Annotated in this window: 28 protein-coding genes; 12 read left to right on the top strand and 16 right to left on the bottom strand. The window is 75.0% G+C overall.

Annotated features, from left to right (window positions below; genetic code table 11):
• Positions 1-24 precede the first annotated feature (24 nt).
• The gene (locus ACQ614_RS07285) at positions 25-900 is read right to left on the bottom strand and encodes a hypothetical protein (protein ID WP_431677565.1); all 876 of its coding nucleotides are present in this window, start codon (positions 898-900) and stop codon (positions 25-27) included.
• Positions 901-1,138: 238 nt separating this feature from the next.
• Positions 1,139-2,671, bottom strand: coding sequence for a hypothetical protein (locus ACQ614_RS07290; protein WP_431677567.1), 1,533 nt, complete (start codon positions 2,669-2,671; stop codon positions 1,139-1,141).
• A gap of 139 nt (positions 2,672-2,810) precedes the next feature.
• Between ACQ614_RS07290 and ACQ614_RS07295 the strand changes: the two genes are divergently transcribed.
• The 6 genes from ACQ614_RS07295 (at position 2,811) to ACQ614_RS07320 (ending at position 6,887) form a co-directional block, all read left to right on the top strand.
• Complete coding sequence (locus tag ACQ614_RS07295; protein WP_431677568.1) at positions 2,811-3,377, top strand: hypothetical protein; 567 nt, start codon at positions 2,811-2,813, stop codon at positions 3,375-3,377.
• Entirely contained in the window at positions 3,374-4,120 is a 747-nt protein-coding gene (locus ACQ614_RS07300; RefSeq protein WP_431677570.1) for a ferritin-like domain-containing protein, read from the top strand. The genes ACQ614_RS07295 and ACQ614_RS07300 overlap by 4 nt, the downstream gene beginning before the upstream one ends.
• 5 nt (positions 4,121-4,125) lie before the next feature.
• A complete protein-coding gene (locus ACQ614_RS07305) occupies positions 4,126-4,281 on the top strand; it encodes a hypothetical protein (RefSeq protein WP_431677571.1) in 156 nt (51 codons plus the stop codon).
• Positions 4,282-4,628: 347 nt separating this feature from the next.
• Positions 4,629-5,405 carry a LamB/YcsF family protein gene (locus tag ACQ614_RS07310; protein ID WP_431677573.1) on the top strand — a complete coding sequence of 259 codons (777 nt, stop codon included), beginning with the start codon at positions 4,629-4,631 and terminating at the stop codon, positions 5,403-5,405.
• A complete protein-coding gene (gene pxpB, locus ACQ614_RS07315; RefSeq protein WP_431677575.1) occupies positions 5,405-6,049 on the top strand; it encodes a 5-oxoprolinase subunit PxpB in 645 nt (214 codons plus the stop codon). The genes ACQ614_RS07310 and pxpB overlap by 1 nt, the downstream gene beginning before the upstream one ends.
• Complete coding sequence (locus tag ACQ614_RS07320; protein ID WP_431677576.1) at positions 6,042-6,887, top strand: biotin-dependent carboxyltransferase family protein; 846 nt, start codon at positions 6,042-6,044, stop codon at positions 6,885-6,887. Before pxpB ends, ACQ614_RS07320 begins: the two co-directional genes overlap by 8 nt.
• Positions 6,888-6,913: 26 nt before the next feature.
• On the opposite strand, the gene ACQ614_RS07325 is transcribed toward ACQ614_RS07320, so the two are convergent.
• Positions 6,914-7,678 carry an SDR family NAD(P)-dependent oxidoreductase gene (locus ACQ614_RS07325; RefSeq protein ID WP_431677577.1) on the bottom strand — a complete coding sequence of 255 codons (765 nt, stop codon included), beginning with the start codon at positions 7,676-7,678 and terminating at the stop codon, positions 6,914-6,916.
• Between the two features lie 359 nt (positions 7,679-8,037).
• On the opposite strand from ACQ614_RS07325, the gene ACQ614_RS07330 reads away from it, so the two are divergent.
• Positions 8,038-8,880 (top strand): undecaprenyl-diphosphate phosphatase, encoded by an 843-nt coding sequence (locus ACQ614_RS07330; protein ID WP_431683849.1) that lies wholly within the window; start codon positions 8,038-8,040, stop codon positions 8,878-8,880.
• 65 nt (positions 8,881-8,945) lie between these two features.
• On the opposite strand, the gene ACQ614_RS07335 is transcribed toward ACQ614_RS07330, so the two are convergent.
• Both ACQ614_RS07335 and ACQ614_RS07340 read right to left on the bottom strand, forming a co-directional pair.
• On the bottom strand, positions 8,946-9,677 hold the full coding sequence (locus tag ACQ614_RS07335; RefSeq protein ID WP_431677579.1) for a DUF1775 domain-containing protein: 732 nt from the start codon (positions 9,675-9,677) through the stop codon (positions 8,946-8,948).
• Positions 9,678-9,771: 94 nt separating this feature from the next.
• Positions 9,772-11,217, bottom strand: a complete 1,446-nt coding sequence (locus ACQ614_RS07340; protein ID WP_431677580.1) for a HEAT repeat domain-containing protein — start codon at positions 11,215-11,217, stop codon at positions 9,772-9,774.
• Positions 11,218-11,581: 364 nt separating this feature from the next.
• On the opposite strand from ACQ614_RS07340, the gene ACQ614_RS07345 reads away from it, so the two are divergent.
• Positions 11,582-11,941 (top strand): PAS domain-containing protein, encoded by a 360-nt coding sequence (locus tag ACQ614_RS07345; protein WP_431677582.1) that lies wholly within the window; start codon positions 11,582-11,584, stop codon positions 11,939-11,941.
• A gap of 96 nt (positions 11,942-12,037) precedes the next feature.
• Here ACQ614_RS07345 and ACQ614_RS07350 read toward each other — a convergent pair whose 3' ends face one another.
• Complete coding sequence (locus tag ACQ614_RS07350; protein WP_431677583.1) at positions 12,038-13,510, bottom strand: DNA-binding protein NsdB; 1,473 nt, start codon at positions 13,508-13,510, stop codon at positions 12,038-12,040.
• Positions 13,511-13,965: 455 nt separating this feature from the next.
• Here ACQ614_RS07350 and ACQ614_RS07355 point away from each other — a divergent pair, with 455 nt between their 5' ends.
• Complete coding sequence (locus ACQ614_RS07355) at positions 13,966-15,132, top strand: aminoglycoside phosphotransferase family protein (RefSeq protein WP_431677584.1); 1,167 nt, start codon at positions 13,966-13,968, stop codon at positions 15,130-15,132.
• 152 nt (positions 15,133-15,284) lie between these two features.
• On the opposite strand, the gene ACQ614_RS07360 is transcribed toward ACQ614_RS07355, so the two are convergent.
• The 3 genes from ACQ614_RS07360 to ACQ614_RS07370 form a co-directional block, all read right to left on the bottom strand.
• On the bottom strand, positions 15,285-16,481 hold the full coding sequence (locus tag ACQ614_RS07360) for an acyl-CoA dehydrogenase family protein (RefSeq protein WP_431677585.1): 1,197 nt from the start codon (positions 16,479-16,481) through the stop codon (positions 15,285-15,287).
• 298 nt (positions 16,482-16,779) lie between these two features.
• Positions 16,780-17,274, bottom strand: coding sequence for a hypothetical protein (locus ACQ614_RS07365; protein WP_363495651.1), 495 nt, complete (start codon positions 17,272-17,274; stop codon positions 16,780-16,782).
• A gap of 734 nt (positions 17,275-18,008) precedes the next feature.
• Positions 18,009-18,245 carry a DUF397 domain-containing protein gene (locus ACQ614_RS07370; protein WP_431677586.1) on the bottom strand — a complete coding sequence of 79 codons (237 nt, stop codon included), beginning with the start codon at positions 18,243-18,245 and terminating at the stop codon, positions 18,009-18,011.
• 376 nt (positions 18,246-18,621) lie between these two features.
• Between ACQ614_RS07370 and ACQ614_RS07375 the strand changes: the two genes are divergently transcribed.
• Together ACQ614_RS07375 and ACQ614_RS07380 are read left to right on the top strand one after the other, a co-directional pair.
• Positions 18,622-19,029: a PTS-dependent dihydroxyacetone kinase phosphotransferase subunit DhaM gene (locus tag ACQ614_RS07375; RefSeq protein ID WP_431677587.1), complete on the top strand. Its 408-nt coding sequence runs from the start codon at positions 18,622-18,624 to the stop codon at positions 19,027-19,029.
• A gap of 92 nt (positions 19,030-19,121) precedes the next feature.
• The gene (locus ACQ614_RS07380) at positions 19,122-20,051 is read left to right on the top strand and encodes an NAD-dependent epimerase/dehydratase family protein (RefSeq protein WP_363495660.1); all 930 of its coding nucleotides are present in this window, start codon (positions 19,122-19,124) and stop codon (positions 20,049-20,051) included.
• On the opposite strand, the gene ACQ614_RS07385 is transcribed toward ACQ614_RS07380, so the two are convergent.
• From ACQ614_RS07385 to ACQ614_RS07410, 6 genes are all read right to left on the bottom strand, one after another.
• On the bottom strand, positions 20,038-20,529 hold the full coding sequence (locus ACQ614_RS07385; RefSeq protein WP_431677588.1) for an NUDIX hydrolase: 492 nt from the start codon (positions 20,527-20,529) through the stop codon (positions 20,038-20,040). The two genes, ACQ614_RS07380 and ACQ614_RS07385, sit on opposite strands and share 14 nt — an antisense overlap.
• Before the next feature lie 38 nt (positions 20,530-20,567).
• Positions 20,568-21,188 (bottom strand): NeuD/PglB/VioB family sugar acetyltransferase, encoded by a 621-nt coding sequence (locus ACQ614_RS07390; RefSeq protein WP_431677589.1) that lies wholly within the window; start codon positions 21,186-21,188, stop codon positions 20,568-20,570.
• A gap of 7 nt (positions 21,189-21,195) precedes the next feature.
• Positions 21,196-21,876: a sugar transferase gene (locus ACQ614_RS07395; protein ID WP_431677590.1), complete on the bottom strand. Its 681-nt coding sequence runs from the start codon at positions 21,874-21,876 to the stop codon at positions 21,196-21,198.
• A gap of 38 nt (positions 21,877-21,914) precedes the next feature.
• Positions 21,915-23,123 carry a glycosyltransferase family 4 protein gene (locus ACQ614_RS07400; protein WP_431677591.1) on the bottom strand — a complete coding sequence of 403 codons (1,209 nt, stop codon included), beginning with the start codon at positions 23,121-23,123 and terminating at the stop codon, positions 21,915-21,917.
• Positions 23,116-23,949, bottom strand: coding sequence for a polysaccharide deacetylase family protein (locus tag ACQ614_RS07405; RefSeq protein WP_431677592.1), 834 nt, complete (start codon positions 23,947-23,949; stop codon positions 23,116-23,118). Before ACQ614_RS07405 ends, ACQ614_RS07400 begins: the two co-directional genes overlap by 8 nt.
• Before the next feature lie 299 nt (positions 23,950-24,248).
• Positions 24,249-24,506, bottom strand: a complete 258-nt coding sequence (locus ACQ614_RS07410) for a hypothetical protein (protein WP_431677593.1) — start codon at positions 24,504-24,506, stop codon at positions 24,249-24,251.
• 297 nt (positions 24,507-24,803) lie between these two features.
• Here ACQ614_RS07410 and ACQ614_RS07415 point away from each other — a divergent pair, with 297 nt between their 5' ends.
• Positions 24,804-25,799, top strand: a complete 996-nt coding sequence (locus ACQ614_RS07415) for a polysaccharide deacetylase family protein (protein WP_431677594.1) — start codon at positions 24,804-24,806, stop codon at positions 25,797-25,799.
• A gap of 140 nt (positions 25,800-25,939) precedes the next feature.
• Here the strand turns inward: ACQ614_RS07415 and ACQ614_RS07420 are convergent, their stop codons facing one another.
• Positions 25,940-26,668: a tyrosine-protein phosphatase gene (locus tag ACQ614_RS07420; RefSeq protein WP_431677595.1), complete on the bottom strand. Its 729-nt coding sequence runs from the start codon at positions 26,666-26,668 to the stop codon at positions 25,940-25,942.
• Position 26,669 lies beyond the last annotated feature (1 nt).

The raw sequence follows: 26,669 nt of genomic DNA on the forward strand, positions 1-26,669 counted from the left end.
AGTCGGGGCCGGCAGGCCGGAGGGTCAGAGGGAGTGGAACGGCAGGCCGGCGTCGGCGACCAGCTCGTCGGAGTGGTCTGCGGGCAGCAGGGTGGCCGTGCCGTCCGTCACCGGGACGACGCCCAGCTCGGTGAGCTCGGCCATCGCCGCCGAACCGGCCAGGTCGCGGACCTGGAGCTGGTAGCGGGCCGTCGTCCGGAAGGTGCCGCCCGCGTCGTCCGAGGTCTTCTGCAGGAACCCGGAGTCGACCAGGAACAGCACCGCCTTGGAGACGATGCCCGTGGTCGAACCGGCCAGCCGGCGGGCGTCCTTGGTCGCACCGGTGGACGAGCGGCGCGCCCACACCCGCCAGGCCGCCTCCAGGCCGGGAGCGTCCGAGGCCGGGTCGGTGACCTCGCCCTCCGCCTCCGCCCGCTCCTCGAGGCGGCGGCAGGCCTGCCGGACGAAGGTGTCCACGCCGTTCACGGTGACCCGGCCGAGATAGCCGTCGTCGGCCAGGTCCTCCGGGCGGGGGAAGGCCAGGGCGGCCACCGCGAGATGCGCGAGGCCGTGCAGGAAGCGGTCGGTCGACTCGGAGGCCGCCCGACGCGAGTAGTCGCCCATCCGGACGGCGAAGACGGAGTCCTCCCCCGCCGCCACCGCCATGCCCGCCCGCGGCGACACCTCCAGGACGACCAGGCCCATGCCGGTCGCCACGGCATCCGCGAGGCGCGCGAACGGCGGGTCCTCGCGGTAGCGGCGGACGAGTTCGGCGTACTCCGCGTCACGGGCCGGGAGGAGCTTCGCCTGCAGGCCGAAGGAGACCAGCCGGGCGGCGTCGGCGACGTCGGCCGGAGTGAGGGGGGCTGCCGCCGGCTCCGGCTCGGGGGCCCAGGCCACCGCATCGTGGTGGATCGTCACGAACGAGACTCCTTGCAGGAACGGTGCACCTCAAGGGGCGCGGGGAACTGCGCAATCGTGGGGTGGGCCGCCGGGTGGGGGCGGGTCGCCCCGGGGAGGTCGGGTGCGGGTCGGGGGCCTTCCGGGGTGCGCAGTTCCCCGCGCCCCTGGGGGTGGGCCCCGTGCGCGAGGTTGACCGCGCTGGGGTTGCGCAGTTCCCCGCGCCCCTGGCGGTGCGCCCTGTGCGCGAGCTGCGCCATCAGCCGGCCTCCTTGCGGGCGGCGGCCATGCCTGCGGCGTCGAGGAGGGCGCTGCCGACGATGAGGTCGGCGCCGCCGAATTCGGGGTCGTCGAGGCGGGTGCCGTCGTCGACGGCGAAGAGGAGGCGTTCCTCGCCCTGGCGGTAGGCGGTGCCGACCGGCGGGCTGGCGGCGTGGACGGCGAGCAGGGCGACCAGGTAGGGCAGGTCCGGGTCCTGGCGGCGGGCTTCGGCGAGCAGGCCGGAGAGCCGTCGGGGGGCGTCCGCGGGGAGGTCGAGGAGTTCGAGGGCGGCTTCGAGCTGGGCCTCGCTGAACCGGCTGTCGTCGGGTGTGGCGACGAGGTCGGGTTCGGGGAGTTCGGCGCCGAGGTGCTCTCGTTCGACGGGCGGGGTGAGCAGCAGGTCGACGAGGTCGGCGACGCGGACGGAGACGGGTGTCCGCAGGCCGGTGCCGCGGGCGAAGAAGGCGTCGGTGGGCCGGACGGCCTGCTCCAGGGGGAGTTCGAGGAGCGGGGCGAGGAGGTGCCCGTAGAGGTCTATGCCGCTGCGGGCGCTGGGGGCGGCGAAGGCCTGGCGGTCCTGTTCGGCGCGGAAGAGCGGGCCGGCCTCCAGCAGGCGGGTCTGCAGCTGGGTGTGGCGGCGGATGCAGTCCTTGACGATGTCGACGAGTTCGGCGGCGCGGCGCTTGTGCTCGGGGTCGGTGCTCTCGTCGCGGGCCTTGCGGATGTTGGTGAGGATCGCGTTCTCGTGCCGGTACCGGTCGGCGATGTGGTCGAGCGCCTCGTCGATGAGATCGGGGACGGTCTCCATCCAGTCGACGGCGCGGACGTTGCGGCGGGTGGCCTCGAGGGCGCGGCGCAGCGTCTCGGCGTACTGGACGGTGCGGTAGCGGGCCTGCTCGGCGGCGAGCTGCGCGTCGGCGAGCCGGCCGCGGCGGATCAGCACCTCGAGCTTGACCTCGGCGGCGATCTGGGCGGAGGTGACGTCGGTGTCGAGGGCGCCGACGAGGACGTTGACGGCCTCGTCGGTGGTGCGCAGGTAGACGCCGCCGTCGGGGCCCGGCACCTCCTCGATGAGCTTGAAGTCGTAGTCGCGGCGGACGTAGCCGCCGTCGGCGCCGAAGGTGCCGTAGACGGCGCGGAAGCCGCGGTCGACGCTGCCGACGTTGATCAGCGACTCGAGGACCCAGCGGCCGACCCGCTCGTGCTCGGCGGTGGCGCGGGCCGGGTTCTGCGCGGCGATCCGCGGCTGGAGGCGGCTCAGCACTATGTCGCGGTCGGCGCCGGTGTCGAAGTCCATGTTGAGCGTGACCAGGTCGATCACGGCGAGGCCGAGCTCGGCCATCGTGTACGAGCCGTACTCGCCGGCCAGGTTGACCTTGCGCGCGTCGAGGTCGTGCAGGGGGGCGGTGCAGGCCAGCGCCTTGAGCCGGCGGGCGAGCCCCTCGTCGGCGGCCGGGCCGGGTGCGGGCCGGGCGGCTGCGGCGGGCTGCCGGAGCTCGTACGCGGCGGGCTGGTCTGCGATGGCGGTCACGGGGGACAAGGTTAGAGGTTCGCACCGACAACATCCGAAACGAGCCTGGTTGCCCCGGTTTCCGGCCGCCCGCAGGCTTTGTTGAACATGTTCAGTTCTCATCTTGAACGCGTTCAATTCCAGGGTCTAGAGTGCCGTCATGACCAAGGACACCGATCCCGCGGTGGCCCGGGCCGCCGCTCTGCGGCGCGTCCGCGCCTGGCTGTGGATCTTCATCGTCTGCCTCGTCCTGAGCGGCCTGACGGCCTTCCCGCTGGAGACCGAGACCCGCTGGCTCGCCGACGCGGTGACCGGCAGCGGCCTCGGCGAGCACTGGCCGGGACTGGCCGGGCGGGCGGTTTGGGTGCGCGACGGCATCGCCGAGACCGGCGACCGCTACCCGTTCCTCGCCTACGGCACCGACTGGCTGGCCTTCGCCCACCTGGTGATCGCCGCGGCGTTCTGGGGCCCGCTCCGCGACCCGGTGCGCAACGTCTGGGTGATCCGCTGGGCCCTGCTGGCCTGCGCCGGCATCCTGCCGCTGGCACTGATCTGCGGACCGCTCCGCGGCATCCCGCTGTACTGGCGATTCGTCGACATGTCGTTCGGCGTGGTCGGGGCCGTGCCGCTGCTGATCGTGCTGAAGGAGATCCGCCGCCTCGAGTGGGCGCAGGCCGTCACCGCCCCGAACGGCTTCGCCGCTGCTGCCCCGGCGGCCGTCCGATGACCGCCGTCGACACGGCGACCGGGGCACCGGTCGGCCTCGACCGCCTGGATTTCGCGCGGTGGGTGGCGCACTTCACCGCCGAGGCGGCCTGGCGCACGGAGCTGGGCGACCCGGACTTCACCCGCGGGGCCCGCGCCTCGGCCCAGCTCCTGCGCAGCCTGCAGAAGTTCCAGGTCGGCGAGGACGGCGACGGCACCGACCTGATCGGCAAGGCCGACGCGGCGGGGGACGCCGACTACGCCACCGCGGTGCGGCTGTTCGTCGCCGAGGAGCAGAACCACGCCCGGCTGCTGGCGGAACTGCTGCGCGCCACCGGGACGCCGTTGCTCGGCTCGCACTGGAGCGACGCCCTCTTCGTCCGGCTGCGCCGGCTGTTCGGCCTGCGGTTGGAGCTGATGGTGCTGCTGGTCGCCGAGGTGGTCGCCGTGCCGTACTACCGGGCCGTGCGGGACGGGGCCGCGGACGGCCTGGTCGCGGAGGTCGCCGGGCGGATCGCCGCGGACGAGCTGCGGCACATCCCCTTCCACTGCCTGCGGCTCCGCCAGTCGCTGGGGCGGCTGCCGGCGCCGCTGCACTCCCCCGCCGTCGCCTTCTGGCGGCTGCTCGCCACCGCCGCGGCCGGGTTCGTGGCGCTGGACCACGGCCCGGCGCTGCGGGTGCTGGGCGTCCGCCGCGGGCGGTTCGTCGCGGAGTCGGCGGCGGTGGCGGCCAAGGCCGCCCGGGCGCTGCGGCCGGTGCGGTGAGCGCGGTGAACAGCGCGGTGAACACGGGAGCCACCGGCCGGGCGTCCGCGCCCTTCGGTGCCGCCGTGGCCGTGCAGCTCGCACTGGTGCCCGCACTGGCGGTGCGGGTGGCACCCGAGCCGTGGCAGAAGGGCCTGTTCTCGCCGGTCTCCGTCCTGTAGTGGTGGTTCGCCCTCGGTACGGCACCGGCCGTGGACTGCGGGCCCACCCGGCACTGGGTACGCCGCGGCCGGTGGCCCGGGACGGTCCGGGACGCGGTTCGGGACGCGGTTCGGGCGGTGCTGTGGGTGGCGCCCGCCCGGCCTCGTCGGGCCGTCGGCCCGGCAGGGGCCGTTCCCGGTGCTGGTGGGTCTGCTCGTGCTCGGTTCACGGTGACGGAAGCCGGTGCTTGCGCGAACGGGTGATGACCACTCGGCAAACCCGGCGGCCGCACGACCGGCCCGGCACGCGGGCAAACGATCAGGCTCTACGATCACCACCAGGAGCTGGCTGGAAGGCGGGCGGACGCGTGACCGACGCGGTGATCGATCTCAATGCGGACCTCGGTGAGGGGTTCGGACGCTGGACGCTGACCGACGACGAGGCACTGCTGTCCGTCGTCACCAGCGCCAACGTCGCCTGCGGGTTCCACGCGGGTGATCCCTCCACCATGCGGCGGGTCTGCGCACTGGCCGCGGAGCGCGGGGTGCGGATCGGCGCCCAGGTCTCCTACCGGGACCTCGCCGGGTTCGGACGCCGGGCGATGGACGTGCCGCCGGACGAGCTCGCCGACGAAATCGCCTACCAGATCGGCGCGTTGCAGGTCTTCGCCCGGGCCGCGGGCTCCCGGGTGTCCTACGTGAAGCCGCACGGCGCCCTCTACAACCGGGTGGTGGCGGACGACGAGCAGGCGGAGGCGGTGGTCTCCGGTGTGCTGCGCGCGGGTGCGGTCTGCGACGGGCCGCTGCCGCTGCTCGGCCTGCCGGGTTCCAAACTCCTCGCCGTGGCCGAGGGGGTGGGCCTGCCGGTGGTGGCGGAGGCGTTCGCGGACCGCGCCTACACCCGGGCCGGGACACTCGTGCCGCGGCGCGAACCCGACGCGGTGGTGCACGATCCCGAGGCGGTGATCACCCGCGCCGTCCGGCTGGCCCGGGACGGCGCGGTGACCGCGGCGGGCGGCGAGTCGGTGGCGGTCAGCGCCCGCTCGCTGTGCGTCCACGGGGACACCCCGGGCGCGGCGCAGCTGGCCTGGCGGGTGCGCGGGGCACTGGCCTCCGCCGGGGTGCGGGTCGAGGCGTTCACCTGATGGGCGGCCGGGCGGGGGGCGCGAGGCCGGTGGTCCGGCCGGTCGGTGAGGACGCACTGCTCGTCACCGCGGGCTCGGCCGGGCAGGTCGCCGCGCTGTACGCCGAACTGCTGGACCGCCGTGCGCAGTTGCCGGCGGTGACGGAGATCGTGCCCGCCGCGTGCACGGTGCTGCTGGACGGTGTCGCCGACCGCGCCGCGCTGGCCCGGGAACTGGCCGGCTGGACGCTGCCCGAGCACCCGCCGGCCGACGGACCACTGGTGTCGGTGCCGACCGTGTACGACGGCGCCGACCTGGCCGAGGTCGCCGGGCTGTGGGGCGTCTCCCCGGAGGCCGCGGTACGCATCCACACCGAGCCCGAGTACCGGGTGGCCTTCTGCGGCTTCGCCCCCGGCTTCGGCTACCTCACCGGCCTGCCCGCGCAGTACGCGGTGCCGCGGCGGGAGACCCCGCGCAGCTCGGTGCCGGCCGGTTCGGTGGCGCTGGCCGGGCCGTACACCGGCGTCTATCCGCGCTCCTCCCCCGGCGGCTGGCAGCTGCTCGGGCACACCGCGCTGCGGCTGTTCGACGCGGAGCGCGAGCCGGCGGCGCTGCTCGCGCCCGGCACCCGGGTCCGGTTCACGGCGGTGGCGTCCCGTGGCTGAACTGCTGGTGGTGCGGCCCGGCCCGCTGACGACCGTCCAGGACCTGGGCCGGCGCGGAGTCGCGCACCTGGGGGTGCCGCGGGCGGGAGCACTGGACGAACCGGCCCTGCGGGCGGCGAACCGGCTGCTCGGCAACCCGCCGGACGCGGCGGCGCTGGAGACCACGCTGGGCGGGGTGGCCGTCCGGGCCTCGGCGCCGGCCGTGGTGGCGGTGACCGGTGCGCCCGCCCCCGTCCGGCTGGACGGGCGGCCCGCCGCCTGGGGCGCCGCGGTGCGGGTGCCGGCCGGGGCGCTGCTGGAGGTCGGTCCGGCGACCGCGGGGGTGCGGAGCTACCTGGCGGTGGCCGGCGGGATCGCGGTGCCGCCCGTGCTGGGCAGCCGCTCGGCCGACCTGCTGTCCGGGCTCGGCCCCGCCCCGCTGGCGGAGGGCGACCGGCTGCCGGTCGGCACGGCCGCGGCCGGCCCCGGCGCGGACCTGGTGCCGCTGCCCGGCCCTCCGGCGGAGCTGGTGCTACGGCTGCTGCCGGGGCCGCACGACGACTGGTTCGCCCGGCCGCCGCTCGGGGCCGGCTACCGGGTCGCGGCGGCCTCCAACCGGATCGCCCTGCGCACCGAGGGCCCGCCGCTGCCCCGGACCCGCGGGGGTGAACTCCCCAGCGAAGGCATGCCGCTGGGCGCCGTCCAGGTGCCGCCGGACGGCCTGCCGGTGGTGTTCCTGGCCGACCATCCGACGACCGGCGGCTATCCGGTCGTCGGTGTCGTGCCCAGGGCCGACCTCGCCGCCGCGGCACAGGCCCGCCCGGGGACGCCGCTGCGCTTCGTCCCGGCCCGCGGCTGACGGCCGGTCCGGGCTCGGAGTCCTGTCTACCGGGCCAGGTATCCGCCGTCGACCGGCAGGACCGCACCGGTGACGAAGGAGGCCTCGTCGGAGGCGAGGAAGAGGATGGCGCTGGCGACCTCCTCCGGTTCGCCGAGCCGGCCGAGCGGGTGCAGCGCGACGATCGCCTCCAGGTACTCGGGGCCGCCGGGCTCGTCGGGCAGCTGCCGGACGCGGTCGGTGCGGATGGTGCCGGGGGCGACGGCGTTGACCCGGATGCCCTGGGGTGCGCACTCGACGGCCAGGTGCTTGGTGAGGCCGGTGGCGACGAACTTGGCGGGGCCGTACACGGCCTGGGAGGCCTGGCCGGCGACGCCGGAGATCGAGGAGAGGCAGACGATCGAGCCTCGGCCGGCGGCGGCCATCCGCTCGATCGCGTACTTGCAGGTGAGGAACATGCCGCGGCCGTCGACGGCCATCACCCGGTCCCAGTCCTCGGGGGTGGCCTCGGCGACGGTGCTCAGCGGGATGACGCCGGCGTTGGCGACCAGCACGTCGATCGCACCGTAGGCGCGGACGGCGGCCTCGATCATCGCCCGGGCGTCGGCGGGCTCCGCGACGTCGCCGGCCACCGGCACCGCTTCGGCACCGTCGGCGGAGAGTTCGGTGCACAGGGACTCCACGGCCGGGCCGTCGATGTCGGTGAGGACGAGCCGGGCGCCCTCGTCGGCGAACAGCTCCGCGGTCGCGCGGCCGATGCCGCGGGCCGCTCCCGTGATGACCGCGGCCTTGCCGGCCAGCCGTCCGCCCATGCCGATCGCTCCCGTCCGTGGTGCCGTGACCCGGCCAGCATGCCGCAGCCTCGCGGTCGGACCGGGGTTGACATGCCGTCATGTCGCCCACCCTCGGACTGCACAGTTCTCCGCACCCCCGACGGGGCACCCGTGCGCGACACCGGATGTTGTCCCTGCAGACAGATCCTGGTCATCTTGAATGCTTATCCTCCAGCTGCGCCGGAGGGGGCGATCATGGCGGCGATGCGCGGCCGGACAGCGGCGGCCCCGGACTCCGGCCCTTCTGCGTCCCGCCCCGCGCGGACGCGCGCCATCACGAGGAACAGGACAGCCCCCATGCACACCCACCGACGGACGCCCCTGGGGGGTGCCCGGTGATCGACTGGTTCCACGCGGCCGTGCTCGGCCTCGTCCAGGGGCTCACCGAGTTCCTGCCCGTCTCCTCCAGCGCGCACCTGCGGGTGTTCTCGGCGCTGCTGGGCTGGGACGATCCCGGGGCGGCGTTCACGGCGGTGACCCAGCTGGGCACCGAGTCGGCGGTGCTGATCTACTTCCGCAAGGACATCGCGGCCATCGTCGGCACCTGGGTGACGGCCCTGTTCAAGCCGGAGCGGCGCAGCGACCCGAACGCCCGGCTCGGCTGGTTCGTCATCGTCGGCACGCTGCCGATCGGCATCTTCGGCGCGGCCTTCCAGGACACCATCGAGACCTCGCTGCGCGATCTGCGGGTCATCGGCACCACGCTGATCGTGTTCGGCCTGATCCTGGCGGTCGCGGACCGCTCCCGGGCGGTGCGCAATGCCCGCCCCATCAGCGATCTGACGCTGCCCCACGCAGTGGCGTACGGCTTCGCGCAGTCCCTGGCGCTGATCCCGGGCGTCTCGCGGTCGGGCGGCACGATCAGTGCCGGTCTGCTGCTCGGCTACAGCCGGGAGGCGGCGGCGCGGTACTCGTTCCTGCTGGCGATCCCGGCGGTGCTGGCCTCCGGCACGCTGGAGCTGTTCAAGATCGGCGAGGGCCCGGCGCCGGCCTGGGGGCCGACCCTGCTGGCCACGGCCATCGCCTTCGTGGTGGGCTATGCGGCGATCGCCTGGTTCCTGAAGTACATCTCGCACAACAGCTTCATGCCGTTCGTGGTGTACCGGGTGGCACTGGGCCTGGTCATCATCGGCCTGGTCACCGCGGGCGTGCTCGCGCCGGACGCGGGCGCCGTCGAGTAGCCGCCCCGGCAGCAGACGGAGGGCCCGGTCCGCGCTGCGGACCGGGCCCTCCGTCTGCTGCGGCGTCAGTCGTGCGGTGCCGCGCGGCGGCGCCAGAGGACGACGCCGACGATCGCTGCGGCAAGGAGGACCACCACGAGGATCGTCGCGGTGCCGCTGCCCGAGCCCCTGTCCGAGGCGACGGGGGCGGTGGCCCCGGGGCTCGCCGAGGAGCTCGCGGGGCTCGGCGCGGGCGAGGGCGGCGGCGCGTCGGTGGCGGCAGCGGAGACGGTGGCGGAGGCCGACGGGGAGGCCGGCAGCGGCTTGGCGCCGGGCGCGGCGGCGGCGAGCTTCAGCACCGGCGCGGGGTGGTCGGGCTTGGCGGTGCCCTGCGGCAGCTCGATCCAGCGGTCGACGCGGCCGTCGGAGTAACCGACCAGCGTCTTGAAGGCGACCGACCTGGCGTCCGGCAGCTGCCGCACCTTGACCTTGTAGGCGGCGCTCTTCCCGGGTGCCAGGGCCGCCCCGGCCACCTGGAAGCCGTCCGCGGAGGGGGTGAACGTCCAGCCCTTGGGCGCCTCGACGAGCGCCACGTCGGACGGGGCGATGCCCTCCGGCAGCACGACCCGGACCTGCTTGATGCCGGCGGTGGTCGACTCCCCCTCGGCGTCGAAGGCGACCACGGCGTCCGTCGCGAGGGCCCGGGCGGTGGCCGACTCGACCTCGACATGGGCCAGCGCCGGGGCGGCGAGGGCCAGCACGGAGGCCGCGGCGGCCAGCGGCACGGCGGCGCGGGCGAGCAGACGGGATCGGTTCATGGCGCCGGTGCTCCAGGGGACGTGCTGGCGAAGGTCCCGCTCATCATGCCGCAAGCCCGGGGGCGTTTTGCCCGGAATCGCAACCTTCGATGATCTACGGACGCTCCCGCGCCGTCAGCCGCACACGCACGGCGGCGTGCACCTCGGCCTCCTCCGCCGGGTCGGCGGCGAGCCGGCGCAGGCGTTCCAGCACGCGAACGTCACCCGTGGTGGTGACATGGCGGGCGGCCAGCTCCCGGGTGGACTCCTCGCAGTCCCACAGGCATTCGACGGCCGGGCCCTCGGCGAAGTGCGGGTCGGTCGCGGCCAGTGCGCGGGCGGCGCGGCCGCGCAGCTCCGAGGAGACCGTCTCCCCGTACACGTGGCGCAGGGCGGGGACGGCTGCGGCGGCGGCCAGCCGCCCCGCACCGTCGACCAGGGTGGCCAGACCGGCTCCCTCGACGCCGCGGACGGAGATCCAGCGGCGCAGCGCGTCCACCACCAGCGGCCCGTCGGCGGGCTCGCCGGCGTCGGCCAGCAACTGGACGGCGGCCTCGCCGAGGGCGCTGTCGGCGCCGCCGGTGGCCGGGTCGGCCCAGCGGCGGGCGTGTGCCAGCGCCTGGGGGCCGCGCATCCGGCCGAGCACCTCCAGGGCCGCGGTGACGATCCGCTCGTCGACGTCGGCGGCAGCGGCCTCGATCAGGCCGGCCGCCGCGGGATCGTTGCGGTCGACCAGATAGCGCAGGGCGGCGGTGCGGGCGCCGACCTCGCCGTGGCGGGCGGCGTTCAGCACCTCGCCGCGGTCCTCGGGCCGGACGACGGCGGCGAGGCAGCGGGCGGCAGCGGCCGCCCGGCGGGCGGCGGCAGCGGCGTCGGGCGCACCGGCGGCGGCCGGGTCCGGACGGTCGGCCCAGGCGAGCACGTCGGCGGTGCTCCAGCCCGGGGTGACGCCGCCGCGGTCGAGCTGGCGCTGCCACAGGTCGAAGGGTGACTGCTCGCCGGCTGCGGCGACCCGCGGGTGGTGGGCGGCCCACAGCCGCCAGGGCCGCGGTTCGTACGCGCCGCGGATGGCGGCCCGCAGGCTCGCGTCGCCCTCCGGGCCTGCCGGGAAGCGGTCGAGGACGGCGGGGGCGATCTGCAGCAGGGCCCGGTCGTCGTCGCGTAGGGCCAGCTCGTCGAGCGCCCACGACCAGTTCCAGCCGGCGGCGGTGTAGCCGCGCAGCAGGTCGAGGGCGTCGCGGCGGCCGTACGCGGCGAGGTGGCCGAGGACGGAGAGGGCGAGGCCGGTGCGGGCCTCGTCCTGGTCGACGGCGTCCTCGGGTGCGTGCAGGTGACGCTTGATGCCGGTGAGCGGCGCCTCCAGCTCCATGTAGAGGCGCGCGTAGTAGAGGGAGCGGTTCTCGACCTGCCAGTCGGCGCGGGGGTCGTGGGTGACGCAGTACTCCAGGGCGTCGATCGCCTCGGCACGGTCGGCTGCCAGGGCATGCAGTTGCCCGTCGCCGCGGCCTCTCTGCAGGAGGCCGACGAGACTGGCACTGGGCGCTATCACTGGCTCGAACATGAGGTCAGCATCCGTTGCGGCGGTCGTCGAGGCAACGGGATTTCCGTCGCCGGGGGTGGATCGGTCCTGGACAGGCGCCCGGGCGCCGGAATCACCGAAGGCTACCGCTTGGGGCCGTTATCTGCACACAGGGCAACGGAACGGCGGCGGAGAACAGCCGTCGGGCGCCCCCGCCGGCGGCGCCGCGGCCCTGGAGGCGCCCGCCGCTCCGGCATATGCCTCTGGAAAATCCACGGACGATGTCCGCATATCCCCCACATCGGACGCGCGAATGTGGGACGCTCGTGCGACAGGCCGCCCCCACGGGGCCTCCCCCGGCCCCCGCGGGCCGTACCCTCACCTCTCAGAACCGCAGCGAGCCCCGATGAGCCTGACCGCCGGCCCCGCACCCGCCGTGAGCCGCCCGGGAGACGTCGCCGCCGCGGAGTGGGACCTGCTCACCGACCGCGTGCACTGGTCGGACGGCGCGTTCCGCCTGCTCGGCCGCGACCGCCGCCTTGGCCCGCTCACCCTCGACGCCCTGCCCGCCCTGCTGCACGCCGAGGACCGGCCGCAGCTCTGCCGCCTGGTCACCCGCATCCTGGTGCACGGGCAGGCCTGCTCCACCACCCTCCGAATACGCCGCCCCGACGGCCGCACGGCCGTGCTGCGCTGCACCGGCGCACCGCTGATCGGCGCCGACGGACGGGCCACCGCACTGCGGATGCTGCTGCGCCCGGCCTGAGGCACACCCACGCGGACACGACCGAGGACACCCGAGGAAACCCCGGGCGCACCCCTGCACGCCCCGGACCCACCGACCCGGGCCCGGGCGGACGGGTCAGACCTGGCGCCGCCGCTGCGGCATCACCGCGTCGATCTCCTCGCGCAGCTCCGCCACCTCCGGCATCCCCCGGTAGCGGCCGGCCAGCCGGTACATCTCGCGCAGCCGGTCCCAGGTGCGCATCGAGGAGGTCTGGTTGATCGCGTTCATCGCCAGCTTGGCCTGCAGGCACGCCGCATCGGGCTCGCCGGAGATCCAGTACACCGAGGCCAGCGTGATCTGGTCGAGCAGGGCGGAGCGCTCCCGGCCGGCCGGACGCAGGTCGATGGCGCGCCGCGCATGGTGCTCGGCGAGCCGGACCGCGCCCGGGTCGTGCTCGGCGAGCGTCCGGTACACCAGCGCCTGCATGCCGTGCAGCTCCGCCTCGTTGAACAGTTGCATCCAGCTCGGCGGCGCCTCCCCGGCCTCCTGGACGAAGAGGTCCTCGGCCTCGCCCAGCACCCGGTGGGTCGCCTCGGAGCGGCCCAGCGAGGCCTGCGCCCACGCCTCGACGGTGTGCAGCATGGCGCGGGTCCGGGGCTGCGCGCGGTCCCCCGCGCTGGCCTGGGCGAGCTGCATCAGCTCCAACGCGTCGTCGGCCCGGCCGAGATGGAGCATCTGGCGGGCCGCCCGGGAGATCGCCTCACCGGCCCGCGGACGATCGTCGGCCTCCTTCGCCGCCTGCGCGGCGATCACGAAGTACTTCTGCGCGGTGGGCTCCAGGCCCACGTCGTGCGACATCCAGCCGGCCAGCACGGCCAGGTTGGCCGCAACCGTCCACAACCGGCGTTCCACGGCCGGACTGTGGCGATGCGTCAGAATTCCGCCGACCTCGTTCAACTGGCCCACCACGGCCTTGCGCTGGAGGCCGCCGCCGCGGGAGGCGTCCCAGGCCCGGAAGACCTCCACGGACCGCTCCAGGGCGGAGACCTCGTCGTTGCCGACCGGGCCGGCGTCGTACACGTCCACGACCGGTTGCGCACCGCCCTGGGTGAGCACGTGGCGCGGGCCGGGCCGTTCGGCGGCGTACGCCACACCGTCGCCGGTGAGCCAGTCGTGGAGGTTGTCGGCGATGACGGTGCCGGCGGCGAGCGCCGCGCCCGCACCGACCAGACCGCGTCGGTTCAGCATGAGGTCCATTCCCGTGAACTCGGTGAGGACCGCCGCTGTCCGATCCGGCTGCCAGGGCACCACCGCCGCCGTCTCCGTGGGGGTGCCCGCCCTGGTGGGCCGGTGTCGCTCGAGACCGAGGTCCTCAGTGGTGACGACACGGCCGAGCCGCTCCGTGAACACGGCGGCGAGCACCCTCGGCACCGGATCGCGGGGGATCTCCCCCTGCTCGATCCAGCGCCGGACCCGCGAGGTGTCGGTCGACAGCTGCTGCTGCCCCATCGCCGCACCGCGCCGGTTGACCAGCCTGGCGAGCTCGCCCTTGGACCATCCGGTCAGGGCGAACAGGTCGGCGAGTCTGGCGTTCGGCCCCTTGCTCACGTGAAGCCCCCAGGTTCCTCGGCTGTTTTCGACAGTAGTGGCTCTGTCACATGCCACGCGACCATTCGCCAGGGTTCGCCAGGGCACGCCACATGGTGTGCCAGTGCCGACGGGGTGTCAGGTAGGAAGGCGCCACCCCGACTTCGGAGCCGGGAAACGGCCGGAGCGTCCACGGTTCCGGCCCGACGGGCCGTCAGGGGCCGGGTCGACCGGTTCCGGGCGGACACCTCCGGGGCTCCCTCGGAGGGGGTGGCGAAGCCGGGTGGCGCGGGGGCGTCGGGCACGGCGCGGCAGGCGGACACCGCATTCCCCAGGGTGCGGAGGAGGCCCGCCCGCTCCGCGCCCGACGCCCGCACTCCACCCGGGGCCGCCCGGCCCGCCAGGGGCACCGCAAAGCCCCCGGCGACGGGCACAGACGGCACAGCAGTCGGCCAGGAAGGGACCCTCACCAGCCCATGTACTCCACAGCCAGCACCGGCACCCGCCCGGCACCCGCCCTCGAACCGGGCAGCGCGCGCCACATCCCGGGCCAGGCCCGCCCCGCGCTGCGGCCCCCCAACGCGGCCGGCGGCCGGCCCGCGCCGAGGGGCACCGAGCTGCGCGACCCCCGCACCGCCCTGGCCCGCACCGCGCTCGCCGGCCGGCCCGACCAGGCCGGCCGCCCCATGGGCGGCCGACTGCTGACCACCCGAACGGGCGACGGCTTCGTCGACCGGGTCGACCCCGCCGCGCTCCAGACGCCCGCCGTGAAGGCCGCGCTGGCCGCCGTCTCGCGGATATGTCCCGCGTTCCTCCCCCGCCAGGTGCTGCGGGAGGGCAGCCGGCACATCCTCGTCGCCGGCACCATCGGACGCGCCCCGGTCGTCGCCAAGTGCCTTGCCCCGCAGGCGGCCAGGGACGAACAGCTGATCGCCCGCTTCCACCACGAGGTCGCCGTCTACCGGGCGTTCGTCCGGCACCGCCCGCCGGTCCGGCTGCCGCGGCTGGTGGCGGCCGACCACGACCGCTGCGTGCTGGTGCTCGAGCGGGTGCCCGGCCGCCCGGCGGCGCGCGAGCGGCACCCGGTGAACCCGCCCACCCCGGGCGAGGTGCGGGCCGTGCTCGGCGCCGTCCGGACCCTCAACCTGTGGCGGCCGCCGACCGACGTCTTCGGCAAGCCGCTCGACTACCAGCTCGAGATCGCGCGCTTCCACTCGGTCGGCCAGCTGACCGACCGGGACGCCGGCGACCTCCGGCAGCTGCTGCACGGCCTCGCCAACAGCCCCTGGCAGCTGTGCCACGGCGACGCCCTGCTCGGCAACCTGCTGCTGGCCCCGTCCGGCCCGGTGCTGCTCGACTGGGAGGAGGCCGGCTGGTACCTGCCCGGGTACGACCTGGCGGTGCTGTGGAGCGTGCTCTCCGGGGACACCGCGGCCCGCCGCCAGATCAGCCAGCTCGCCCAGTCCGGCGGCACGCTGGCCCGGGACGCCTTCCTGGTCAACCTGGTGATGGTGCTGATGCGGGAGATCCGCCTGCACGACGTCCCGGGCGCGGGCGAGGAACAGCGCATCATGATCCGCCGCCTCTACGACGACGCAGCACTGGCCCGCCGCGCGGTCCGCGCAGCGGTCGGCACCCGCTGACAGCACCGGAAACGGAGTAACCACCAGGGGCAACGGGCAAGCGCCATAGGGGCGCGGGGAACTGCGCGGAACGGGAGAAACGGCGCCGCACCTTCCGTCCCGCGCAGTTCCCCGCGCCCCTTTTGCGGCCGGCCGGCCAGTGCGGGGTTCGGTTACGAGGGACGGCGGGGGTTGCCGCGGTCGAGGGCGGTGCGGCCGAGGGTGTCGAGGACTGCTTCGTCCGGGGGGAAGTGCATCCGGCTGCTGAGGACGTCGCGCAGGTACCGCTCCAGCGGGTGGCGGCGGCTGAGCCCCGGGTTGCCGGTGAGGGCCACGGCCTCCTGGACGGCGGAGCCTGCGGCCCGGCCGGCGATGAGGCGGCCGGCCGCGCTGCGGGCGACGGCCTCGCGGTCGCCGCGGTCGATCCCGGCCGCGGTCGCGCGGAGCACTTCTTCGGCGCCGATCAGCGAGGCCTCTATCTCGCCGAGCGCGTAGCGGTACCGCGGCAGTTCGGCCAGCGGTTCGGTGAGGTTGGCGGGGGTGCGCTGCCGCAGGAAGCGGATCAGCCAGTCCTGGGCGGCGCGTGCGGTGCCGAGGTGGACTGCGGAGAGCGCCAGGTCGTGCCAGGCCCGCGAGAGTTCGGCGGCGGCCTGCTGTGCGGGGTCGGCGTGCCCGGGCAGGGTGAGCCGGACGGCGTGCTCGGGGGCGACCCGCACCTTGTCGAGGATCACGTCGTGCCCGGCGCTGGCGCGCAGGCCGAGCTGGTCCCAGACCGGGTCGATCTCGAGGCCGGGGCTGTCCCCGCGGACGAGGAAGAGGCCGACCCGGGGGACGGTCTCGTCGGTGCGGGCGGGCACGGCCATCCAGGAGAGTGCCTCGGCGCCGCTGCAGTCGGTCTTTCTGCCCGTCAACTCCCAGGCCTCGCCGTCCCAGTGGGCGACGGTGGCGGGCGGGGCGCCGACCGGGCCGCCGGGCTCGGAGCGCAGGGTGCCGAGCAGTGCGGGGCCGCGCCGGGACTCGGTGAGCACCCGCCGGTAGGAGGCGGCGGGCCAGAGGCCGCCGCGGGCCTGTTCGGCGTGGAGCAGCAGGGTGTGTGCGACGAGGACGGCGACGGAGGCGTCGCCTCGGCCGAGGCCGGCCAGGACGTGGACGGTGTCGGCGAGGCCGGCGCCCGCGCCGCCGTGCCGTCGCGCGACGGTGAGGGTGAGCAGGCCTGCCTCGTGGACGGCTTCGACGCCCTGGTACGGGAAGGTGCCGTCGCGGTCGTGCTCCTCCGCGCGGGCGGCGAGCAGGTCGGCGACGCGGGGCAGGCGGGCGAGGGCGTCGGCGACGGCGGCGCGCTCGTCGACCGGGGTGGGTGCTGGGGTCATGTCGGTGTCTCCGGGCTGTCGGCGTGGACGCGGCGGGCGGCGGACGGCACCGGGTGGGGGCGGCGGCGGGCGGGACGGCCGGCCGACGACCCGGTCGGACGCGGGCGGCCGGTGGCGGCCCGGTGCCGCGGGGACGACGAGGGGGCCGGGGCCCCGGTCATCTGCCCGGACAGGTCCCGCCTGCGTCGCGCCGCAGGTCCAGATGCCTGCGGCGGGTGAGCAGCGGGAGGAGGCATGACATGTCGGCGACTGTACGAAGCGTTGATCGCTACCGTCAAGCGCGCCCGTACCGGTCGGTTCAGCCCTGCTGGAACATCTCTGCGGGCAGCGGCTTGAGCAGTTGGTAGAGGTCGTCCGCGATGGGGCGGTCCCAGGAGGCGATGGTGACCAGCACGCCGTCGCTGCGGCCGAACTGGGAGCAGAACACCCGCTCCTCGCTGACCTTGACCTTCTTCACGATGAGCAGGTCGTCGCCGAGCATGACCGGGAAGTCCTCGGCGGAGACGAACTCCACCGGCTCGTCGTTCTCGAGGGCGGCGAGGAGCTGGCGGACCTCGAAGGGCACGTCGTCCTCGGGTTCGCGGGCGGGCGAGCCCTCCGGCAGGTTGCCGATGAACATGGCCGGGCCGCGGCCCCCGAAGAGGTCGTAGCGCAGGAAGATGCCCTGGCACGAGCCGTCCTGGGCGTTCATCGTCATGGCACCGAAGTGGCCGGGCCAGTCGCCCGGATCCATGGCGAGCACGTCGAAGTCCGGACCTGCGGGCGAGCCCGAGCGACGGCGAAGGAATGACATGACACCATCGTACGGGGCCCCGGCCGTCCGGCCCGCGCACGGGTGCTCCGGCGCACGCGGGCGCACGGCGGTGACCGGCCGGGCATCGACGCTCAGAGACCAATGTTGACTCTGAGCAACCGTCCGGGCTACGTTCGGTTCAGCACGACAGTCGCTGTGGGCTCGCCCCACCGGGGGGCGGCTTGTTCAGGCGTGTCATGGCGCGCTTTCCCTCGCTCAGCACGTCGTCGTGCGAACAGACCTGATCGACCGTCGCCGGAGCCGGCGTCCGAGGACACCGGGCGGGCGGCGCAGCAGTACGAACGACAACTCCACAAGCCAGGTTCGCGGGGCCCCGGCCCGTCGCACTCGCGGACCTGTCCGGGGCACCGCCGCGTGGGGGCGTGCGGATGACCCGGGCACCGGTACCGGTGTCGAGTAGCTCTCGGCACGGTGCCACACCTCCCGGCGACGACCGGCCCTTCCACGGGCCCGGACCGGCCGACGCACTCAGGTGCGTGCGGGGAAACCTCGGGAGGAGCTCGTCGCCGGCGCCGGTGACGGGTAGCACAGCGGGCGCCGTGCTCGACCGCGTGGGGGCGGTCGGCACGGCGTCTGCCTGCTCCATACTGTGGGCCGCTGCTTGTCCAGCAGTCAACGAGTTTCGGACCATCAGAATTCATTTGTGACCTCCGGGGCGTCACCGGGGGTTCAGCCGGAGGTCCGCCCGGCGTTCCGTGTGCCGACCGGCCGGGTCAGGTCAGGTCGAACTCGCCGTCCCGTGCACCGAGGACGAAGGCCCGCCACTCGGCCGGGGTGAAGATCAGCGCGGGGCCGTCGGGGCTGCGGCCGTCCCGCATCGCGATGTAGCCCTCGACGAAGGCGATCTGGACGTCGCCGGCTCCCTGGCTGCTGGAGAGCCACTCCGCCCCGCCGAGGTCCAGGACGGGCTTCCGGGCGTGCTCCGCGCCCGCCACCGTGTTGGCCGCCATACCGTGCTCCTCCCGATGTCGTCCGGCCTCCAGCGTAGCCAGCGGGGCCGTCCCGGCGGGGCGGGTTCGCCGACAGCGCGGTGGATGCGGCGGATCACCCGCGGGCACGGCATCCGCTGTGGTAGACACGGCCGCCATTGGCCGGTCCGGGCGCGGCGGGCTGCAAGAGTGGTGCACTCAGGGCGTTCAGCTTCTGCAGTGCCCTTCCAGACCTTCGCAGCCCACAGGAGCAGCCGATGGACCGCCGGGCCGGTACGCGCGCCGATGTGATCCCGATCTCCGACGCCCCGTCAGCCCCCGGCGCCGGGTCCGCGACCGCGACGCGGCCCGCGTCGGTGCCCCGGCCGGCCGGCCGGCCGGGCACGGCAGGGTCGGGGTGGTACTGGTCTCGCACAGCCAGGAGCTGGCGCTGGCGGTGCGGAAGCTGGCGCTGACCATGACCGGCAGCGAGGACCCTTCGCCGGTCGCGGCGACCGGCGGCAGCCAGTCCGACGGTCTGGGCACCAGTGCGGTGCTGGTGGCGGCGGCGGCCCGGCGGGTGGACCAGGGGCACGGGGTCGCGGTGCTGTCCGACATGGGCAGCGCGGTCTCCACGGTGCTGGCGCTGCTCGCGGACGCGGACGAGCACGGGCTGCCCTTCCCGGTGCGGTTCGCGGACGCCCCGTTCGTGGAGGGCGCGGTGGCGGCGGTGGTGACCGCGACGGCGGGCGGCGACCTGGCGGCGGTGCTGGACGCGGCCGAGGAGACCTACCGCCAGCACAAGACCGGTCGGCCCCATTTGTGATGGAACGACCACCCGGCAGCGGGTGCCGCCGCTAGCATCGGCCGGGAGCGCGGGGCGGGGAGAGGCTCCGGCCGAACGGGGGGAGTCCCAGCATGCGCGTGGTCGTCACCGGCGGAGCCGGCTTCATCGGCGCCAATCTGGCGCGGGCCCTGCTGGCCCGTCCCGAGGTCGCGGAGGTCCGGGTGGTGGACGACCTGTCCACCGGCGACAAGGCCAATCTGGAGGGCCTGGACGTCGCCTTCCACCAGGGCACGATCCTGGACGCGGCACTGCTCGACGAGGCGTTCGCGGGCGCCGACGCGGTGGTGCACCTGGCGGCCCTGCCCTCCGTCCCCCGGTCGGTGGCCGACCCGCTGGCCAGCCACCACGCCAACGCCACCGGCACCCTGCAGGTGCTGGAGGCGGCCCGCCGCGCGGGCGGCCTGTACGTGGCGGCGGCCTCCTCGTCCTCGGTGTACGGCGCCAACCGCGAGCTGCCCAAGCGCGAGACGATGCGCACCGCCCCGATGAGCCCGTACGCGGTGAGCAAGCTGGCCACCGAGGCGTACCTGGCGGCCTACCACCACTGCTACGGGCTGGGTGTGCTGCCGCTGCGGTTCTTCAACGTGTTCGGCCCGCTGCAGCCTGCCGGGCACGCGTACGCGGCGGTGGTGCCGGCCTTCCTGGACGCGGCGCTGGCCGGCCGTCCGCTGACGGTGCACGGCGACGGCGGGCAGAGCCGCGACTTCACCTACGTCGGCACGGTCGCCCAGGTGCTGACCGAGGCGGTACTGCGCCGGGTCGTCCACCCGGACCCGGTGAACCTGGCGTTCGGCACCCGGACGACCCTGATGGAGCTGATCGGCGAGCTGGGCTCGGTGCTCGGCCGGCCGCTGGAGACCGAGCACACCGAGCCGCGCGCGGGGGACGTCCGGGACTCGCAGGCCGACAACGGACGGCTGCGCGAGCTGTTCCCGGACGTCCGGCCGGTGCCGCTGCGGGAGGGCCTGGAGCGCACCGCGGAGTGGTTCAGCTCCTGCTGACCTGCGGTTCGAAGGAGAAGACGGTGTGCTCGGCACCGGCCAGGGCGAGGGCCAGCCGGTGCCGGGCGTAGTCGTCCAGCGGGGGCAGCGCGTCCGGGGCGAACCAGCCGACCTCCAGCGACTCGTCGTCGTTCACCCGTGGCTCGCCGGCCAGCAGTCGGCAGCGGAAGGTGAGGTCGAGGTACTGGGCGCGGTCGCCGTTCGGGTACTCCAGCAGCGGGGAGACGGTCACCGAGGTCAGCCGCTCGGGCTCGACCTGCACCCCGGTCTCCTCCAGCACCTCCCGGGCGAGGCCCTCGGCGGGCTGCTCGCCCGGGTCGAGGATGCCGCCGATCAGCGCCCATCTGCCGTTGTCGCTGCGGCGGTTGAGCAGGACGCGGCCGCGGTCGTCGACGATCACGGCGGCGACGCCGGAGAGCCAGAGCGGACGGGTGCCGACGAGGGCACGGAGTTCGGCGAGAAAGCTCGGGATGGCCATGGCCTGACCCTAGCCTCCGCAGCCGGGCCGGGCCCTCGTCAGCCGTCCGCCGGCCGGTGGAGCGGGCGGGCCGGGGAGCCGACGACGACGGTGCCGGGGGCGATGTCCCGGGTGACCACGGCGGCCGCGCCGACGAAGGCGCCGGCGCCGACCGTGCGGCCCTGCAGCACCACGGCGTTGGAGCCGACGGTGGCGCCGTCCGCCAGCCGGACGGAGCCGGAGACGTTGCCGCCCGGGTAGACGGTGACCCGCTCCCCCAGGACGGCGTCGTGGCCGACGGTCGCGTTGTAGTGCACCTGGCTGTGCGCACCGAGGCGGACGCTGCTGGAGATGTACGCGCCGCCCATCACCAGGCAGCCGGGGGCGAGTTCGGTGTCCGGGGCGATCAGTGCCCGCGGGTGGACGAGCACGGCGGGCTCGCCGCCCGCCGCGTCGAGCAGGGCGGTGAGCCGCAGCCGGACGTTCGGGTCGGCGATGCCGACCAGGTAGCGGCTGCCGGGCGGCAGGTCCTCCGGGGCGATCGCCTTCAGGCCGCGCACCTCGGTGCCGCGGGCCCGGTCGTCGAGGAAGCCGGCGACCGGGACGCCGGCCGCGAGTGCGGTGTCGAGTGCCTCGCGGCCGACGCCCCCGGCGCCGGCGATCCACAGCTGGTCGGTCATGGCTCCATCATCGGGTGGCGGCGGCGGTCGGGGCGGCCTGCTCGGCCTCCCGCGGGGCCATCAGCGGCACCACGACCAGGTCGGGTGCCTCGGCGGGGGCGGGGAAGCCGGGGTTGACGCCGCCGGCGGCGGTGATGCCGGCGGGTCGGAGCAGCACCTTGACGGTGAGCAGCAGGATGCGCAGGTCGAGGAGGAGGGAGCGGTGGGCGATGTACCAGAGGTCGAGTTCGATGCGCTCGGGCCAGGTGATCGAGTTGCGGCCCTTGACCTGGGCCCAGCCGGTGAGGCCGGGGCGGACGGAGAGCCGGCCGCGCTGGCGGTCGGAATAGTGGACGACCTGCTCGGGCAGGGTCGGCCGGGGGCCGATGACGCCCATCTCCCCACGGGCGACGTTCCAGAGCTGGGGCAGTTCGTCGAGGCTTGTGGTGCGCAGCAGGCGGCCGAGCCGGGTTATGCGTGGTGCGTCCGGCTCGTCGGCATAACGTTTCTCCCGCATGGTGCGGAACTTGAGGATGTCGAACTCCTTGCCGTGCCGGCCGGTGCGGGTCTGCCGGAACAACACCGGCCCGCCCATGGTGCACCGGATCAGCACGTAGACGAGCAGGCCGAGCGGGATCGCGACGATCCCGGCCGTCGCGGCGATCAGCAGATCACCGCCACGCCTGATTCCTCCCCCAACAGGCTGCATGCTCTCCCCCCAGGACGGATGTGTGGTGTGCGGGCCCCTCAGCCGACCGTCCAGGGCAGCCGTCGGACCCTGGCGACGGCCGCATAGGTCTCGAGCGAGACCCGGGCGACCGCGCGCTGGTCGAACTCGGCGAGTGCCCTGCTGCGGGCCGCGGTGCCGAGCCGGGTGCGCAGGTCCGGCTCGGTGAGGAGCCGGTCCAGCGCCGTGGTGAGCGCCCGGGCGTCGCCGGGCGGTGCGAGCAGCAGGTGCTCGCCGTGGGTGCCGATCTCCCGGCAGCCGCGTATGTCGCTCAGGACCATCGGCAGGCCGCCGGCCGCGGCCTCCATGGCCGAGCGCGAGAAGCCCTCGCGGTAGGAGGGCAGGACGAAGACGTCGAGCGCCGCGTACAGCTCGGGCATGTCGGAGCGGGCGCCGAGGAACTCCACGCCGCTCTCGGGGCCGCCCAGGGCGTCCGGCTTGTCCGGGTCGGGCGGGCCGATCCAGACGAAGCGGGCCTTGCCGGCCAGGGCCCGGGCCGCCTCGGCGTACTCCCGGATGCCCTTCTCGGCGACCTGCCGGCCGACCCCGCCTACCAGCAGCTCGCCGTCGGACACCCCGAGCTCGGCCCGCAGCCGGGCGCGGTCGGCCGAGCGGTCCTCGGTGAACCTGGTCAGGTCGACGCCGTTGCCGACCACCCGTGAGCGGTGGCGCGGCACGGCGCGGGCGAGGGTGCGGCGGTCCTCGGCGTTCTGGTACAGCTCCGCGTGCGAGAACCGGCCGGCCAGCGCCTCCGCGCCGAGCACGAAGGCGCGCTTCGCCGACGGGTCGTGGGCCTGCGCCCAGAGCCCGTGGCAGGTGTTGACCACCACCGGGACGCCGGCCAGCCGGCCGAGGATCCGGCCCAGCACCCCGGTCTTGGGGTTGTGCGTGTGCAGCACGTCCGGCCGGATGCGGCGCAGCACGGCGAGCAGCTCCCGGCCGGCGGCCGCGTCGGCCCGCGGCTGCCAGGAGCGGGTCAGCGAGTGCAGCGGCTCGTGCCGCACCCCGATCGCCTCCAGCTGCGGCACGTACGGGCCGGGTGCGCTGATCCCGTAGGTCTCGAAGCCGGCCTCCACGTCGACCGTGAGCTCGGTGGCGAGCAGCAGCTGCAGGCTCATGTCGACGGTGGTCAGGTGGGCGACCCGCAGCGGGCGGCCGCCCGGGCCGCGCAGCCGGGGCGCGGGACGCGGGACGCCGGCGGGGACGCCGGTCACGGCGGGCTCAGGCACGGGCGCCCACCGCCTTGGCGGTGGCCACGATCCGGGCGTAGGCGCGCTCGGGGATCAGCCGGCCGTAGAGCTTGGCACGGAAGAAGTCGATCGGGTCGGTGCGGCGGACGGGCACCCGGCAGAACCGGGCCGGGTCCGAGCCGGGCAGGTTGCGGCCGACCTCGCCGGTGGCGGCGGTGCGGAACCGGGCCCGCAGGGCGACGGCCATGTGCGGCACCGGCACGCCCCAGGTGTAGGCGAAGTGCCGGGGCCGGGTGCCGAGGTGCTGCTCCACGTCGTCGTTGCAGCCGTCGAGCTCGGCGGTGGTCAGCAGGACGGGCCGGGCGTGGGTGCGGGTGTGGTTGGCGACCGTGCACAGGCCGGAGCCGGCCATCTCGCGCAGTTGCTCCCAACCGAGGCCGGGTGCGGCCGGGCCCTTGGCGGTCGAGCCCTCCCAGCGCATCTCGCCGCCGACGTGCCCACTGGCCAGGTAGACGGTGAACGGCAGGCCGCGCTCCTTGAGCAGCGGCCAGGCCCGCTCGTACACGTCGGCGAAGCCGTCGTCGAAGGTCAGCACGGTGCTCGGGGTGCGGCGGCCGGCGGCGAGCCGGTCGCTGGCCTCGTCGATGGAGACGACCCGGCCGGGCGGCAGCTCGGCGAGCAGGTCCAGCTGGGCGGTGAAGTCGACGGTCGCGACGTCGAGCTCGTCGGCGGTGCCGCCGCCGATCCGGTGGTAGATGAGGAAGGTGGCGCCCTCTCCGGGCACCGAGCCGGCGGCGCGGGCCAGGCCGCGCTTGAGCGTGGTGCGGAACCCTCCGGCAGCCGCGGGCGCGGCGGTCGTCCCCATCGTTCTCCCCTCCGCGGCGCCCTCCCCGGCGCCGTCGTACCGGCCCGTGCCCGGGGTGGTCGCGCCCGGGCGGGAACCACAGTAGGGGGAAGTGTGGGGCTGCTGCCCCGGAAATGTGAAAGAAGCGGGTAGGCGGGCCGAAAACCGGCCGGTCCGGTCATTCCCGGGCGCTTTCCGGCCAGGAATCGGAGACGCCGGCGGGCGGGAATCGGGGCGCTCGCACGCGGGGCCGGCGCAGGGGGCGCGAGGGGACCGGGGTCAAGAGGGCCGGGAGGGGCGGAGCGGCCGTGAGGGGTCCGTCAGCCGACCCGGGCGGGCTTGCGCAGCCAGGCCACGGCGACCCGGGCCAGCACCACGACACCGGCCGCCAGGCAGCCCGCGACCGCCATCGCCCAGGCCGGACCGTCGCTCTCCGGCACCAGAACGGCCACCAGGATGCCCACCACGATGCAGGCGGCACCGACCAGCGAGAGAAGCAGCTTGTGGCGCTCCAGCGCGCACCCGCTCCACATCCGTGCCCATCGAGTCAGGGACTCGTGACCATCCGTGTGCACCATGTCCTCCACGCTATCCGAGCACCCCTCCCCCGGCATACCGCCCAGTGTCCACGAGAGCGCCGAAAAAGCGCCCGCGCACGACGGACGAAATTTCGCCGACGACCGTACAACCATCCGTCGGGCCCGTGGGTCTCCATTACATTGAGCGATCCAGGAGCCGTTCGCAGCCGGGCAGGGAGTCCTCGGCGCGGACCGGAACACACCGGGGGCGGAGCCGCCGCACCCGGGGTCGGAGGCCGGGCTCCGCCTGCCGACGGTACCGCCACGCCGTACTGCGGCGACCGAGGGGGGAACCGCGTGCCGTACTCCGATTCGACGACCGTCAGCGCCCTGCCGACCACGACCGTCCGACGCGACCCTGTGCACACCCACGACCGCGCCCCGCTGCGCAACCGCGGCAGCTGGCTCCGCCTCACCCCCGTCCAGCCCCTCTTCCGGGCCCGCGCGGCCCAGCGGCTCGCCGTCCTCGCCTACCACGGCGTCACCGACCCGCGTTCCTTCGGCGCCCAGCTGGACCGGCTGCGCCGGCTCGCCAACCCGGTCTCGCTGACGGCCGTCGAGCGGGCCGTCACCGAGGGCCGCCCGCTGCCGCCGCGCTCGGTGCTCATCACCTTCGACGACGCCGACCGCACCGTCTTCACCCACGCCCTGCCCCTCCTCGCCGCCCGCGGCATCCCGGCCGCCGCCTTCGTGATCGCCGAGCTCATCGGCACCGACCGGCCGTTCTGGTGGCACGAGGCCGCCTACCTCGCCCGGCACGGCGGCCGGGCCCGGCTGCTGCCCGGCGGGGCCACCGGGCGGCTGCTCGCCCGCCTGCGCGAACTGCCCGACCCGGACCGCCGGCGCTGTCTGCAGGAGCTGCGGGTCAGCGCGGACCGGCTGCCGCCGCGGCAGGAGCAGCTGCACCCCGAGGACCTCCGGGCCCTGCAGGCCGCCGACATCGCCATCGGCAACCACACCCTGGGCCACCCCTGCCTGAGCCGCTGCGACGACTCCACCGTGCAGACCGAGATCACCGCGGCCCACTTGGCCCTCACCCGGTGGCTCGGCGAGGCGCCCACCGCCTTCGCCTACCCGGACGGCGGGTACGACCCGCGGGCCGATGCGGTGCTGCGGCGGCTCGGCTACCGCCTGGGCTTCCTCTCCGACCACCGGCTCGGCCCCCGGCTGCCCGCCCATCCGCTGCAGATCAGCCGGCTGCAGGTCGACTCCACGACCGGGACGCGGCGCTTCGACACCATCCTGTCCGGGCTGGAGCCGGCCGTGCAGCGCTGGCGGGGGGCGACGGTCTAGCGGCCGTTCACCCATGAGGGGCGCGGAGAACTGTGCGCGGTGGGAAGGCACACGCTTGATGCCTTCGACTCGCGCAGTTCTCCCAGCCTTCGGCCGGGAGGTGCCCCCCACGCGCCCCTGATGCGTTGCCCGTTGGGCTGTCAGACGGTGAGGAGGCGGGTGCGGAGGGAGGCGGTCAGGGTGTCGTCGGCTCCGAGGCGGGTGGCGGCGTAGGCGGCGACGGAGCCGTAGCGGGTGGTCAGGGCGGCGAGGAAGCGGCGCATGATGTCTGCGGGTGCGCGGCCGTAGCCGGGCCAGACGAGGGTGAGGTCGGGGTGGCGGGCGTGCCACTCGGCGACCAGCGTGGCGGTGGCGTGCTCGGTCCGGGCGAAGTCGGCGAGGATGTCCTCCTCCGCGACGCCGAGCAGGGTGAGGACGAGGGCCGCCACGATGCCCGTCCGGTCCTTGCCGGAGTAGCAGTGGAAGGCCAGCGGGGCGTCCGCGTCCGCGATCACCCTCAGCACCTCGGCCAGTTCGCCGGCGCCGTCCTCGGCGACCTCGGCGTAGCGCTCGGCGAGGTACGGGCCGGGGTCGACGTCCGGCCCGAGGGCGGCCTGGTCGTACGGGCGGTGCTCGATCGACAGGTTGTGGAAGGCCAGCCCGGGGAAGTCCGGGATGCGGGCGGTCTGCGCGATCTCCCACGGGTAGCGCAGGTCGATCACCGTACGGATGCCGAGCGCCCGGAAGCGGGCCAGGTCCGGGCCGTCCAGCTTGCCCAGCGAGTCGGAACGGTAGAGCAGACCGGGTCGGACGGTGCGGCCGTCCGCCGCCCGGTGGCCGCCGAGGTCGCGGAAGTTGCACAGCCGGTCGAAGATGATCGTTTCGGTCATG

Origin of the sequence: Kitasatospora dryopteridis, assembly GCF_050749075.1 — a bacterium.
Taxonomy (GTDB): Bacteria; Actinomycetota; Actinomycetes; order Streptomycetales; family Streptomycetaceae; genus Kitasatospora.